Origin of the sequence: Gloeocapsopsis sp. IPPAS B-1203, from assembly GCF_002749975.1 — a bacterium.
Lineage (GTDB): Bacteria > Cyanobacteriota > Cyanobacteriia > Cyanobacteriales > Chroococcidiopsidaceae > Gloeocapsopsis.
In genome coordinates this window covers 244,677-258,205 of record NZ_PEIG01000001.1, presented here as the reverse complement: position 1 = coordinate 258,205, position 13,529 = coordinate 244,677, and the positions used below count along the sequence as shown (strand labels likewise).

12 protein-coding genes and 1 pseudogene are annotated in these 13,529 nt (G+C 41.0%); 6 read left to right on the top strand and 7 right to left on the bottom strand.

Annotated features, from left to right (window positions below):
* Window positions 1-209: 209 nt before the first annotated feature.
* Both CSQ79_RS01255 and CSQ79_RS01250 read right to left on the bottom strand, forming a co-directional pair.
* Window positions 210-518, bottom strand: coding sequence for a hypothetical protein (locus CSQ79_RS01255; RefSeq protein ID WP_143755405.1), 309 nt, complete (start codon window positions 516-518; stop codon window positions 210-212).
* A 798-nt stretch (window positions 519-1,316) separates the two neighbouring features.
* A complete protein-coding gene (locus tag CSQ79_RS01250) occupies window positions 1,317-1,823 on the bottom strand; it encodes a hypothetical protein (protein ID WP_099699389.1) in 507 nt (168 codons plus the stop codon).
* Window positions 1,824-3,078: 1,255 nt separating this feature from the next.
* Here CSQ79_RS01250 and CSQ79_RS01245 point away from each other — a divergent pair.
* Entirely contained in the window at window positions 3,079-3,372 is a 294-nt protein-coding gene (locus CSQ79_RS01245; protein WP_099699388.1) for a DUF5049 domain-containing protein, read from the top strand.
* Window positions 3,373-3,497: 125 nt separating this feature from the next.
* On the opposite strand, the gene map is transcribed toward CSQ79_RS01245, so the two are convergent.
* Complete coding sequence (map, locus tag CSQ79_RS01240; protein ID WP_099699387.1) at window positions 3,498-4,325, bottom strand: type I methionyl aminopeptidase; 828 nt, start codon at window positions 4,323-4,325, stop codon at window positions 3,498-3,500.
* A gap of 185 nt (window positions 4,326-4,510) precedes the next feature.
* A complete protein-coding gene (locus CSQ79_RS01235; protein ID WP_099699386.1) occupies window positions 4,511-7,318 on the bottom strand; it encodes a M16 family metallopeptidase in 2,808 nt (935 codons plus the stop codon).
* A gap of 392 nt (window positions 7,319-7,710) precedes the next feature.
* On the opposite strand from CSQ79_RS01235, the gene CSQ79_RS01230 reads away from it, so the two are divergent.
* From CSQ79_RS01230 to cobA, 3 genes are all read left to right on the top strand, one after another.
* The gene (locus tag CSQ79_RS01230) at window positions 7,711-8,400 is read left to right on the top strand and encodes a manganese catalase family protein (RefSeq protein WP_099699385.1); all 690 of its coding nucleotides are present in this window, start codon (window positions 7,711-7,713) and stop codon (window positions 8,398-8,400) included.
* A gap of 233 nt (window positions 8,401-8,633) precedes the next feature.
* Window positions 8,634-9,419, top strand: coding sequence for a sirohydrochlorin chelatase (locus CSQ79_RS01225; protein WP_099699384.1), 786 nt, complete (start codon window positions 8,634-8,636; stop codon window positions 9,417-9,419).
* A gap of 6 nt (window positions 9,420-9,425) precedes the next feature.
* Complete coding sequence (cobA, locus tag CSQ79_RS01220; RefSeq protein ID WP_099699383.1) at window positions 9,426-10,223, top strand: uroporphyrinogen-III C-methyltransferase; 798 nt, start codon at window positions 9,426-9,428, stop codon at window positions 10,221-10,223.
* 19 nt (window positions 10,224-10,242) lie between these two features.
* Here the strand turns inward: cobA and CSQ79_RS01215 are convergent, their stop codons facing one another.
* Both CSQ79_RS01215 and CSQ79_RS01210 read right to left on the bottom strand, forming a co-directional pair.
* A complete protein-coding gene (locus CSQ79_RS01215; protein ID WP_143755404.1) occupies window positions 10,243-10,437 on the bottom strand; it encodes a hypothetical protein in 195 nt (64 codons plus the stop codon).
* Window positions 10,427-10,909, bottom strand: coding sequence for a type II toxin-antitoxin system VapC family toxin (locus CSQ79_RS01210; protein WP_099699761.1), 483 nt, complete (start codon window positions 10,907-10,909; stop codon window positions 10,427-10,429). Before CSQ79_RS01210 ends, CSQ79_RS01215 begins: the two co-directional genes overlap by 11 nt.
* A 113-nt stretch (window positions 10,910-11,022) precedes the next feature.
* Here CSQ79_RS01210 and CSQ79_RS01205 point away from each other — a divergent pair.
* A pseudogene (locus CSQ79_RS01205) lies at window positions 11,023-11,151 on the top strand (uroporphyrinogen-III C-methyltransferase); the annotation flags it as partial.
* Window positions 11,152-11,194: 43 nt separating this feature from the next.
* On the opposite strand, the gene CSQ79_RS01200 reads toward CSQ79_RS01205, so the two are convergent.
* On the bottom strand, window positions 11,195-11,911 hold the full coding sequence (locus tag CSQ79_RS01200) for a 2-phosphosulfolactate phosphatase (protein WP_099699381.1): 717 nt from the start codon (window positions 11,909-11,911) through the stop codon (window positions 11,195-11,197).
* 247 nt (window positions 11,912-12,158) lie between these two features.
* Here CSQ79_RS01200 and CSQ79_RS01195 point away from each other — a divergent pair, with 247 nt between their 5' ends.
* Window positions 12,159-13,109 (top strand): RluA family pseudouridine synthase, encoded by a 951-nt coding sequence (locus CSQ79_RS01195; protein ID WP_099699380.1) that lies wholly within the window; start codon window positions 12,159-12,161, stop codon window positions 13,107-13,109.
* Window positions 13,110-13,529 lie beyond the last annotated feature (420 nt).

Here is a 13,529-nt window from a genome sequence, read left to right as displayed (position 1 = left end):
TGTTAATGACTGTATTGCTAACTCGATAGGTATATTCTCTAAGCCAAGATTGAAGAATTTCTGAGGCGTCTAGACCAATGCAACCTCAGAGTCTTGAGAAAAGCCAACAGAACAAGTGAGAAAGTTTTTTTAGCACAAAATCAGCATCGAATATAATGACTAGCGATCTGCACTATTACCTATTTATTGCCTCTACAAAAACTACAAAATCAACCCTTATCTGGATTTTCTAAAAAGCTTCTCCGCATCTCCATCAAGCTATTAATTCGAGCGTTACTAAATTTCATCGTTTCCTCTGCCATCTTCTTAATTTCAGTATCTGAAGATTGCATTGCTCTTTGAGCTGCATCAACCATCTGCATATGTAGCAAGATCATCTCATCAATGAATGGTCTTGTTCTAGTAGCATCAAAGCGACTACGTGGATACATTTGTGCGATCAGGTTTTGAGACTTAACAGTGTTGACATTAGCGATGGCGTTGCTATTTGGTTGTGTAGCTTGTACAGTGGTTGCCATAGCTAGGTAGAAAATGGTCGCAAGAGCAGAGTTCTTCAAAATCGAGTTCATAGAAATGGTTCTCCTTCATTAGTTTCTTAACTGGTTTGTGTTAGAGTACCAACGCTGTACTAGACTTCTAGACAGTGTTAGAAAATGCTAGAGTATTTCAACCCTGGTAACTCAGATTATACTTAGCTCATCTGAGAACTCCCTGAGTTTTAGCTGTGAGTTTTCTAAAGTATGGATATCAACTCACAAAAAAACGACTACAACGATAATTACAAATCTCAGTAGTCTTAAATAGCTAAGGATATAGAGTAGATTCTCACAACAGTAGTAACCAAACTTTCAAGTGCAACAGCTGTAACAGACAATTTTGTCTAGATTTAAAAAACAAGATGATTGAACAGAACACCAAAAGTTAATAGATAGTAGACTTACACAGTTAAATCAATTCCGCTTCACTAGCTCCATAAATAAATGTTTTTCCTTTTCTTCCTCAGAATTTTTGAGAAGCTTTGTTGTGATTTATGCTTCGATAACTGTGAGTTTATCAATGTAATAAGACTTGAAACAAGCTTTGGTGACTTGCCTTATTTTACTTAATACAATAGAGCAAATAATTTGTATTTTTCTTTACAGAAAATTTCTAGAATTTATTTAATCTGAGTTTTAAAAGAACATAGGGAAATTAATACAAAATTTCTGTACTTAATACTCACTCATCCCACTCTACAGATAGCATAAGAAAGAATAGAAGGGGGTGAGAAAATTCAAAGAATATGTATGTCTCCCCCTACTACTCCTACTCACTCCTCACTCAGTTACGACGTATCGCTCAAGTCCAGTAAGTGGTGGTAGAGAACAAGAGATTTCGTAAGCTCCTCCAGGCGATTGGGGTACGGCAGCTATGTTGATCGTGAAATCTCCAGCACTAGTAGTGACGCTGGATATTCTCTCAGAAAAAACATTTCCGTTCGCTTGGTAGGTGCGCATCTGGCACTGAGTTGTGGCACTCGGAGGGGTGCCGAAGCGTTGCAACTGAATCGTAGCAAAAGGACCATTAAAGCTGTTGTCGCTGCTTCCAGTAATGTCTCGGACGATAGGGCAGCGCACAAGCACTGGGTTATTGGAATTGTTGAAAATCCCACCGTTTCTGTTAACGTTAGAAACATCAGTACCCTGTGCAGGATCGCACATGCTACCTACGTAGACTTTAGCATCCCCAGCCAAGGCAGCGGTAGAAATTCCTGCTGTAGACATTAAGGTTACGGCGAGTGCAAGGAGAACTTTGGATTGTGTTAAAGGTTGTGTATATTTCATAGTTACCTGTTTTTATATTTCTAGTTAGTTGTGCTTCAAAAAAGTTTTGATGTCCGTGCCTTTTAATGCGTGACCAACTTTCATTTACAAAACTAATTTGAAAATCTGTATTTGTCGTTACAGAAAATCTCTGCATCTTACCCATCGAATGCTCAAGAAAACCTGAGTTGATCTCTATAGCTCTCTGTTTTGTTGTTGAAAAATGTGATATTACTACAAACTAAAAACGCTAAAACACATAGATTTCTAAAAAAATTAGTAAGGTTTTACTACCTCTGAAAATCTCGGTTGCAAATTAACTGCAGTGTTTGATGTGACAAAAGTAACGAATTTTGAACAAGTGCTAGAGTGGGAGTCTGGTAAAATTAAACCTATGAACGGATGGCAGAGACTTACTTCCGCCTACTTGGTAAGCTATTTGTATTAATATTATTAAATTAACTGCGATTCCCAGGAGAAGGCTAAACCTGGAATTGATTTCTCCATAAGTAAAAAAGCTCAGAAGTTGTAAATACTTCTTACAGAGCTTGCAGAGTGCTGGTATGTTACGTAAAAGAAACGACAGCATCGCACTCTTGTCGATTTTTATAGAAAATGTCTGAGTGACAGATAAATAACTGCATAATTCTCTGCTTTCAGACAGATAAATATATAGGCATAGCAATTAGCTTGCCTGATCTACTCTATATACTGAACGCCATATTTGTAGCCCAAGCCCTGGTTTTATGCTAGGGCTTTATAATTGTTGCTTATAGTGACTATATTGTTTATCCTTAGTCAAAATCTGACATTGTTGATATATGCACTTCCAGCATTACAGAGCGCATACAAGCAGTCAATGATTTCGTGGAGGTAGGATATGAGGTTCACCTCAACTTTGCTGCGGTTATTTACTATGATGCCTAGCAATCGGACTACGAGCAGTTGTTTATGCAGATTGATAGATATTTCTCAACAAGCTGAGGTCATGTTCTTGACGCATAATGACCATTTGCACAAAGTTTAACACGACATGGCATCCTCAAGCTGAAAAATGTTGTGGCGACCTGATATGCAAGAACAAAAATACTCTCAGACTGGCGGGTTGAACGTACGCTATAAGCTGAACTTGAAGAAGACGTTAATTCAGGAGTTCTGCTTATGGTCAAAACACTTGCCCTATTGTCATATTGGCTATGCATTTTAATGGTTTTGATTGAGAAAATTTATGCTGCATTATTGAAGATAGAGCAACCTAGCTAATAGGAAAAATAAGATGACATCAGTTAAAAACGAGCGTCCTCATAGTTTAATGCCAACACTATTAGAAATTCGAGATAGTGGTAATTGCGGTATGCTGGAGTTTTCTTGTGTAGTTGATGAGCTGAAAGCTACGGGTTATGAGGAAGTAGCAGCTTGGCTAGAAAGTCATGAAGCAAGTTATAGGCAGATAATTACGCAAGAATTTTCTCAATGGCTCAAAGAACACTTCCCTGACGAACCAGAATCAATAGCTCAAGATGCAGCTGCAGCAACTGGATTAGAAATGCCAGAAGACTCGTTTAGTTGATCCTAATAATAGGCGGCAAATGCGATCGCATTTTAAGAAGGGCGAATGACATTTACCGCTAGATAAATAAGTCCACTTCTGTGGACTTACTCATGCGAAGCCCCGAGTTTGGTTACAGGGATAATCTAAAGTTTTGTTCGATCTGTCAGAATTTCATACCCGCTATCAGTTACTAACACAGTATGCTCAAACTGAGCAGAAAGGGAGTTATCTACAGTTACAGCTGTCCAGCGATCGCTTAATGTTCGAGTTAACTTAGAACCAGCATTCAAAATTGGCTCGATTGCGAGTGTCATCCCCGCTCTTAACTTAACATTCGGCATTTCTCGGGTACGGAAGTTAAACACTGAAGGTTCTTCATGGAGATTGCGACCGACACCATGACCTGTAAAGTCTTCTACAATAACAAAACCGTTGGTTTCTACATGGTCTTGAATTGCACCGGCAATATCCATCAGGTAGTTTCCAGCCTTGACTTGTGCGATACCTTTGTATAGCGCCTCTTCGGCTACCTGAATTAATTTTGCAGCTTCAGGTGTGACTTCGCCAACAGCAATAGTAACACACGAGTCACCATGAAAGCCCTGATGATAAGCGCCTGTATCTACTTTTAAAACATCCCCAGTCCGAATAACTTTCTTTGAATTGGGGATACCGTGCACGACTTCGTTGTTAATACTTGCACAAATTGAACCAGGAAAGCCGTGATAGCCTTTGAAGCTAGGAGTGGCGTCCATCTCACGGATGCGTTTTTCGGCATAAGCATCTAAATCAGCTGTCGTCATTCCTGGTTGTACCATCTCAGAAATTTCTTTGAGCACAGTGGCAACAATCTTTGCTGATTGCCGCATAATATCTATTTCGCGTGCTGATTTAATTTCGATACCTCTGCGTTGCTTTTTTTGACGCGGGGCTGGAGTCGGTTGAGATAGTAAATTGCTAAGAATGTTCATGAGATACCGATGGGATGACTGAGGGTATATAGATTAGAAATGACGATGACAGCATTTAGATAGACTACAGAAGGTGTATCAATGTGCAAATCGCCTGTTAAAGTATTTTAATAAAGTATTACTTCCTATTTTAAAGTAATTTATCTTTACCTGAGCGTACTGCTCACTGCAGGCGATCGCAATTTTTATCTAGTGGCAGTACTTCTTCCTGGTCCTGCGGTCACTACCACAATATTATTTGGTTGGAGCAACTCTTTTGCTGCTTGATTCACTTGGCTAAGGGTGACTGAGTGTAGTTTTTGCGAAAATGCCCGTAGTTCCTCAGCACTCAGTTCATTGACAGCATTGATTAAAATTTGATTGGCAATATCATCTGGGTTTGCCAAGGCAACAGTATAACCACTTGTAAGCGATCGCTTGGCAGTATCTAATTCATCTTGATTCACTCCTTGAGTATGAACTTGCTGCAGCAATTGAATTGTGCTGGCGATCGCCCGTGTCGCATCTTCAGGTGACGTTTGCATTTGAATTAAAAATGGACCTGCATTTCTGCCTGCTTGAAAATAGCTATAAATGCCGTAAGTTAAACCTTGGCGATCGCGAATTTCGGTTCCCAGACGACTTGATAGCGTATCTCCGCCCAAAATTTGATTTAACACCAAGGCACTGTAGTAGCGTGGATCTCGTCGTTCAATACCTTTGTAACCCATAAAAGTCACTGCTTGGGTTTTACCAGGAAGAACAGGATTTTGCTGTACTACTGATTTTGGTGGTGACACTTGCGGATAATTGACAGTAGGCACTTCACCTTGGAAACGCCAACCCTTAAGTTGCTGTTCGAGAAGCGATCGCACTTGTTGTGGCTCAAAATCTCCCACAAAAGTCAAGATAACTTGATCGGGACGATAATGCTGCTGATAAAAGCGCATCACATCTTCACGGCTAATTTGTTGTAAGCTTTCTGCGGTGGGGAAACTATGGTATGGATGGTTGGGCGGATAAATAGTTTGTTGAAATTGTCGCCGCGCTACTTGTGCAGGTGAATCTAACTCTAGCTTTAAATTCGTCAAAGCACGTTGTCGGGCAAGTTCCAATTCATCAGCAGGAAAGTTCGCATTTTGCATAACATCTGCAAGTGTCTGAACTAAAACTGGTAAATCGGTAGCTAAGCTGTAGCCAGTAACATCAACTCCTTCGCGAAAAGCGGCGAATTCCAAGCTAGCACCCTGATTTTCTAATGCTGCTGCTAATGTCTGGGCATTTTTAGTTTTAGTACCATTCATCAAGTTATCTGCTGTCAGGGTAGCAAGTCCTGCTGTTGTGTTGGCATCATATTCTGAACCTGCTTTGATGTAGCCGCTTAGTGTCACTGTTGGCGTACTTTTATCAGCTAAGAGTAAGACTTCTAATCCGTTGGTTAGTTTAAATTGCTCAGGTAACTGACGTACTGTTGGTGTTGCCGATTCAATTGGTGGAAGGTACTTTGCCACCTCTGCGGGGTCAACAGGTGGTCCTGCGGCGAGACTTTCGTGTGTTTGAATTGCCTCCTCGGCACTAGCAGATCCTTCTTGAAGTGCGGTTGGTTCAAAAAAGCCGACTGTGCGTTTTTGTGGCTGAAGGTAAGTTTTAGCAACGCGCTGGACATCTGCCGCTGTGACTTGCTCAATTGCTGCTAAATAGCGATCGCTGTATCGATAATTGCCTGCAGTCGATTGGTCGAAGCCTAATTGCATAGCTTGCGAGGTAATATCGCGATTACTTAAAACGATTGTTGCTCTGACTAAGGCTTTAGCGCGGTTAACTTCTTCTTGTGTGACTCCTTGCGTTTGGAGTTGGGCGATCGCCTGTTGCATAACACTATCAATTTTCTGCAACGCCTGACCTGGAACAGCAGTTGCTGCTAGCCTATACCAACCAGATGACTTCATGCTAGCAACTGAACCCCTCGCATCACTCGCTAAACCTGTTTCGATTAAAGCTTGATACAACCGTGAATTTCTGCCTTCACTGATGATATAGTCCATGACATCAAGTGCTGGTACATCAGGGTGATTGATGTTTGGTAAAGGATAAACTGCTTGTAATAAAGCTGCTGCACCTGGTTCTTGCAGGACAATTGGACTTTCAGGTGTCTGTGGTTGATTGTGTTGGCGATTTTGACTTAAGATTGCCCTGAGTTGTTGTGTTCTGCTTAGCGTTGCTACCTTGCGACTGGCTACTTTACCAAAAGTTTCTTTAATCGCTGCCAATGCCGTATTTGTATCAAAATCTCCCACAACGATTAGCGTTGCATTGTCTGGACTATAGTAATTGCGGTAGTATTCACGTACTTGCTCGACTGTAAACTTTTGTACATCTGCTTTTGTACCACCTACAGGTAATCCGTAAGGGCTATTGGGAAATACTGCTTGCATAACAGCACGGCTGAGGCGATAACCTGGCTCGTTTTCGTATCCTTGTAACTCTGAAATGACAACTCGTTTTTCGTTTTCCAGTTCCTGAGGGTCTATCAAAGCGTTTTGCATGCGGTCTGCTTCTAGCGTCAGCAATGTTTGCAGCTTACTACGCTCGACTGTGCCAAAATATGCCGTTTGGTCATAGCTAGTAAATGCATTAGAGTCACTTCCTAAAGCACTAAACAAACGTCCAAACTGAATTGGGCGCTCGGTAGTACCTTTAAATAGCATATGCTCTAATTGGTGGGCAATCCCATTTACTCCTGGTGCTTCGTCCCGCGAACCAATCTGATACCATACTTGTACACTCACAACTGGTGCAGTCGGAACTTCTTTTGTGAGGACTGTTAGCCCATTTTCTAATATGGTTTTGCGGACATTGTTTGTAACTGAAAGCGGCTTGATTGCTGATACATCAGCGTTTTGTGTAGGTGCTGGTTGTGTGACAGCCCAACTACTATTAAGTAATAAAACCCCGCAAAGGCAAATGCTAAATAATAGAATTGCTAACCGCTGACGGCGTTTGAAGAACAGCACAAGTCTTTATTCCTTACAACTGAAATTTTTTGATATTTTGGATTGACCTTCTTTGATTATTTTTGTTTCCTCACCGCATTGCAATTAGTCTCAAATTACTACGGTTATTTAATGTATAATAATTAACTTTAGATATGTTGTGGGATATACACTATATTTATTTTTTAGCTTAACTGTAAAAAGCTAGAAAAGCACTGCATAATGCTTACTTGGATAGAAATATTAAAGTAGTAAAATCTTTCTTGCGGAGTAAGTATGAGTTAGTTATTAAGACTAACATTGTAAAAAGATTACAGACTTATTGAAGTTTTATTTCAGTAAGTTGATTGCAGCTATTCTACCATAAGTTGTCTAATTAAATCTAAATCACTGCCGTAAAAGAGAGGAACGCCGTGTTTTTTCACAAGAAAGAACCAATTCACGTAGTAGATATCAATGAGGCAAACCCCCGTTTTGCACAATTGCTTTTAGAGCAGTTTGGAGGAGCGACAGGTGAGCTTTCTGCCGCTTTACAATACTGGGTACAGTCATTCCACGTCGAGCATCCTGGCATCAAAGATATGCTTCAGGATATTGCGATTGAAGAGTTTGGTCACTTAGAAATGGTGGGCAAACTAATTGAAGGGCATACTAAAAACGTAGATCAGACAGAAGCTTATAAAAGCACATTGTTTGCAGTACGTGGTATGGGACCTCACTTTTTAGATAGCCAAGGTAATGCTTGGTCAGCTACCTATCTTAACGAAGGTGGTAACGTAGTCCGCGACCTACGGGCTAATATTGCCGCTGAAGCAGGTGCGCGTCAAACCTATGAGGATCTGATTAAGCTAGCCCCTGATGAAGGCACTAAGAAGACTTTAGTCCATCTACTCACCAGAGAAATCTCGCACACACAGATGTTCATGAAGGCACTAGATTCTCTAGGTAAGCTTACTGATCCGTTCTTTGGTGAAATTCAGCCAGATGAAACAGTAGATATTTATTACAATCTATCTACAAATGGTAAGCAGGATGAGCGTGGTCCTTGGAATTCTGAGCCTACTTTCCGTTATATTGCTGACCCTGTTGCTGATAAGCACTAAGGCACTTAGTCATCGATTGTAAAAAATAAATTTGAAAAGGTCAGTAAGAATTCTATCTACTGACCTTTCATGTTTTTATGAAACCTAAATTTTTAAGCATTACGATCAAAGTCATCCAAGATTTTAACTTTAGCTACAGTCGTACAAAATGGATAAAAATGATACAAAACAAATTAGGAAGAAGGTTTTAATTATAATAGCTAAGAGATAACGATATTGATAGTACTTAGTTAATGCCATCTGCTTATTTGCTGGTATCACATGGAAGTCGCGACCCGCGACCAGAAGTTGCTATGGAGCAGTTGGTTAAGTTGATTTCTTACTCGCCAGTACAAATTAGTGTAAGTAATCAGCAACGTTCTGGAAACAATCGTTTTCATCACTTGCCTACTGTAGACATCAGTTCAACTAAGCAACTACTGGTTGATAAAGCGTGTTTAGAGCTAAGTCCATTGTCATTAGCGCAGCAAATCGTAGACTTTAGCGATCGCGCCCTTACTCAAGGCTATAACAAAGTTCAAATCATACCAGTATTTCTCTTACCAGGAACGCACGTTAAAGAAGATATTCCTACTCAAGTCGCGATCGCTCAACAAACTTTAGGAGAAAAAGTCATACTTGATTTACAACCACATCTTGGTACGCATCCAGGTTTAGTGCAATTATTAGCCAAGATAGTTACGAAGGACATTGAAACTTGGATTTTGTTGTCTCATGGTAGTCGTCGCCCTGGTGCAAAAGAACCAGTCAAAGCAGTAGCAAAGCAACTAAATGCCGTAGATGCATATTGGGCAATAGCACCAAGTTTAGAATCACGCGTACAAGCACTAGCAAATGCAGGTTATCAGCAAATTGGCATTGTACCTTACTTTCTCTTTGCAGGAGGGATTACTGATGAGATCGCCCAATCAGTAGCGCAATTACAAATGCGATTCCCAAGTTTAAATTTACATTTGACAGAACCAATCGGCGCGAGTGCTGAGTTAGCCAGTTTAATCTGGGATTTGGTTGAGAAATAAGCCACAATGCACACAGAGAGAGAAGAATTGGGTAAGGTTTATTTGGTGGGTGCAGGACCTGGAGATCCAGGATTAATGACGCTAAAGGGTAAGGGATTGCTAGAGTGTGCGGATGTTGTCATCTACGATGCATTAGTCAGTTCTGCAATATTAATGATGATTAACCCCCAGGCAGAAAAAATCCATGCGGGAAAACGTCGGGGACGTCATTCGTTAATTCAGGAAGAAATTACGCAACTCTTAATTGAAAAAGCACAAGATAATGCAATTGTTGTCAGGCTAAAAGGTGGCGATCCGTTTGTTTTTGGTCGCGGCGGTGAAGAAATGGTAGACCTAGTAAAAGCTGGAGTTCCTGTGGAAGTTGTTCCTGGGATTACTTCAGGTATTGCTGCACCGGCTTACGCCGGAATTCCATTAACGCATCGTAGCTACAGTTCTTCAGTCACTTTTGTAACAGGACACGAAGCAGCAGGAAAGTATAACCCAGTTATCAACTGGCAAGCGATCGCTCACGGTTCCGAAACAATCGTTATCTATATGGGAATCCACAATCTACCTCATATTATCGAACAGTTGCACGCAGCCGGATTGAGTTTAGAAACCCCCATAGCTTTAGTTCGCTGGGGTACGCGCCCCGAACAAGAAGAACTAATAGGCACATTAGCCACAATTGCAACACAGATGGAAGCAAAAGAATTTAGTGCACCAGCGATCGCTGTAATTGGTAATGTCGTAAAAATGCATGAGATTTTATCTAGCTGTCGCCCAGTTTGGACGATAGATGCGGCTGATGTAATAGGTTAGAAATCAAACATCTATTAGATTATTTACTGTCTTTAGCAGCTAGCTTTCTTGACGCTTGAACAGCTTCTGAGTAATTATCTTGAAACTGGGCTTGAGGATATTGCTTCTGAAGTTTAATATAGTAGCTCACTAACCTCTGAGGATCGTGTCCATGCTCCTCAGAAATAATGTGGCGAACTTCACGTATTTGGTTGATTGCTTCATCATTCATCATCTTGCGCTCCGATTAACTCTAATGGCGTGACTAGCGTTGGAACGTACAATCCAAGCATAACGTTCACACGTTGAATGTGACCGAACTTGTTTGCATTTGCCAAGTGCCGACAGTTCCAGGTCAACAGAAAATCACATTTATGGTATGAGGCTAGAGCAAGATGTAGGGCGTCTCCAACTGGATCGTTAGGCATTAGGTGTTGCTGAATATACACTTCTACGATTTCAGCAATTGCGGGTTCAATAAGAACAAATGGCAAGCCGCTGATCATTTCTACTGCCTCAGTCTTTCTGGGAAAGCTACCTCTGTTAAGTTCATCCAGCACAGCAAGACTAGTCACAAGCCGATAGTTGTTACTTGCATTACTCCACCATTCCCTTGTCCATTCGCGTCTCGCCACCATGTCAGGGGTAGAACGCACCTCGTAATAAAAACTGGGAATAGAAGTTTCAATGTATACTTTTAGGTTCATTGCGGCAAGAGTTGACAGAATGGGCAGCCTGACGTCTGGTTCGATGCCCAATGCTTCATGTTACTGCCTTCAAGCTACCGCCTTACCACCCCCGCCTTCAACGGAACTTAATCAAAGAATTAATTGGTATATTAGCCACAATTGTGACACCAATGGAAGCGAAATTCAGCGCACCGGCGATCGCTGTAATTGGTAATGTTGTAAAGGTGCATGAGATTTTATCTAGCTGTCGCCCAATTTGAAGTTTAGCTTACATAGCATTACCTTTCAGTTGCATTGAGGTTATCATCTTGCGAGATTGATATAAGCTCTGCCAACCAATGTAGGAACACAATCGCTGACATTTAACTTTGCTGCTAACTCAATATCCTGCTCAAAACCTCGCTCAATCAGTTCTTTGCCAGAGCCACATTGCTTGATTAGACACTCTAGACTGTGTTGAAAGTTTTGATATGCTGTAGTTGCGGCTTGCGCCTCTGGTGACAGACTACCGCTAAGATGACTGATGATTGCACCTGCTCCAATCATGTCCTCAAAGGACGGACGAAGGCTACCATCACTCCATTGTTCACCTGCTGGTACAACGGCAATCCGCTGTCCATAACTCATGGCTGCTAATGCAACAGCTCGATAATTTCTTAAACATCCAGTTAAAGTCGGAGTTGCTTCTGCTGTCAAGCTTAAAGATGAACCGTTGGGAGAGGGAAGCACTAACCGCGCCTCTTTGCTAATTGCCATTAACGATGCTGGGGATAATGAATAACGACCGCCGCCGCGCTTTTCTGCTAATTCCGCATCAACGGACTGAGCAAATATTTGTGCAGATTCATCTCTCCACTGGTAGGGATAGACGATCGCTCCCTGGCTGTTAGCAATGTCAACGCAAGTCGAGAATGAGAGAACATCCACAACAATAATGACATCACTAATAGGAGCTAATTGTAAAACTCCTTGTTTACCCCACTCACACCGCACTTCAAAATTAGCTTGGTCGAAGTTCATAGAATACGCATCGTTGTAACAATTAAAACTAACCTAATGCTGAACTTCTCACATATAAACTGTTTGTACTGTCATAACTTAGAAATAAAGAAACATAACAGCTTATTGTACAGAACTGTCCATTTACTTTGACTCATCACTCTAAAAATGTATTCGGCAAGCTTGAAGTTTAATATAGTTCATTTTCCAAACAGAATTTATATTAGCCAGAATATAAATTGATGATTTTTGTTGAGTTGATTCTGAATTGACAATAAATATTCAAGTACAAGCACAAAGCGATCGCCTTGACCGTTATTTGGCACAAGAATTACCTGATTTATCGCGATCGCGTATCCAAAATTTGATTGAACAAGGACAAGTACAAGTTAACGATCAAGTTTGTACGTCCAAAAAAGTTACTGTAAAACCAGGCGATCGCATCACAATTAAAATTCCTGAAGCGCAACCGCTAGATTTACAACCAGAAAATATTCCCCTGGATATTCTTTATGAAGATGACTCTGTGTTGATTATTAACAAACCAGCAGGGTTAGTCGTTCATCCAGCACCAGGTCATGCTGGAGGTACATTAGTCAATGCCTTACTCGCACACTGCCCTAACTTACCTGGTATTGGTGGCGTACAGCGCCCTGGAATTGTGCATCGCTTGGATAAAGATACGACGGGTGCGATCGCGGTCGCCAAAACGGATTTTGCGCAACAACATCTCCAGGCACAACTCAAAGCGAAAACTGCCCATAGGGAATATCTAGGCGTTGTCTATGGCGTTCCTAAAACTGAAAGCGGTACAGTTGACCTTCCTATCGGTCGTCATCCAGTAGACCGTAAAAAAATGGCTGTTGTTTCTACAGAGAAGGGAGGACGTTCTGCTGTTACTCACTGGCAGGTTCAAGAAAGATTAGGTAACTATACCTTGATGCACTTTCAGCTAGAAACAGGACGTACGCATCAAATTCGCGTTCATTGTGCTGCTATTGGTCATCCAATTGTCGGAGATCCTGTTTATAGTTCTGGTCATTCAGTTGGTGTCAATCTTCCTGGACAAGCACTCCATGCTTGGAAACTGAGGTTACAGCATCCTGTTACTGGAGAAGCAATTGAGGCGATCGCGCCTTTGCCAGCTAGTCTTACTACGCTTTTACAAGTGTTACGTCGCCGGATAGCGATCGCTATTTGCCACACCTCTGTTAGCTAAAGAATTGCAACAACTAATGGAAATATTTAGACACAACTCCTTTACATTTTTTAACAAAATTTATCTTGATACAATTAGGTTATGTACGACCAAAACATTAACCTTCCGTGCTTAGAGAAAAAATAAAGAAAAAATAAAAAAAATATATTTGGCTTCAGTAAGTATAAATACGTGAAGTTTTGTTACAGGTAGATGAGGTAATTTAGCAAGGAAATCCTTGTGATATAAGGGTTTGATGTTTTATTTAGCAAACACAGGAAAAACTTAACAACTTGTAAAAAATAATGACACGAGGGCATTGTATAAAGAGTACCTGGAGGGGTTAAGTAACAGGCAAAAGCAATGAAAAACACTCGTAAATCAAGTTAATGACTTTCTCATAAAAGTCACGCAATTTCTCAGATTTCTCTCTTGTTACCG

Excerpts from the sequence above, each read along its gene's own strand:
- CSQ79_RS01200 (WP_099699381.1), bottom strand. The coding sequence starts at position 11,911 with ATGAACTTCGACCAAGCTAATTTTGAAGTGCGGTGTGAGTGGGGTAAA.
- CSQ79_RS01225 (WP_099699384.1), top strand. The coding sequence starts at position 8,634 with ATGCCATCTGCTTATTTGCTGGTATCACATGGAAGTCGCGACCCGCGA.
- CSQ79_RS01255 (WP_143755405.1), bottom strand. The coding sequence starts at position 518 with ATGGCAACCACTGTACAAGCTACACAACCAAATAGCAACGCCATCGCT.
- cobA (WP_099699383.1), top strand. The coding sequence starts at position 9,426 with ATGCACACAGAGAGAGAAGAATTGGGTAAGGTTTATTTGGTGGGTGCA.
- CSQ79_RS01245 (WP_099699388.1), top strand. The coding sequence starts at position 3,079 with ATGACATCAGTTAAAAACGAGCGTCCTCATAGTTTAATGCCAACACTA.
- CSQ79_RS01215 (WP_143755404.1), bottom strand. The coding sequence starts at position 10,437 with ATGATGAATGATGAAGCAATCAACCAAATACGTGAAGTTCGCCACATT.
- map (WP_099699387.1), bottom strand. The coding sequence starts at position 4,325 with ATGAACATTCTTAGCAATTTACTATCTCAACCGACTCCAGCCCCGCGT.
- CSQ79_RS01250 (WP_099699389.1), bottom strand. The coding sequence starts at position 1,823 with ATGAAATATACACAACCTTTAACACAATCCAAAGTTCTCCTTGCACTC.
- CSQ79_RS01210 (WP_099699761.1), bottom strand. The coding sequence starts at position 10,909 with ATGAACCTAAAAGTATACATTGAAACTTCTATTCCCAGTTTTTATTAC.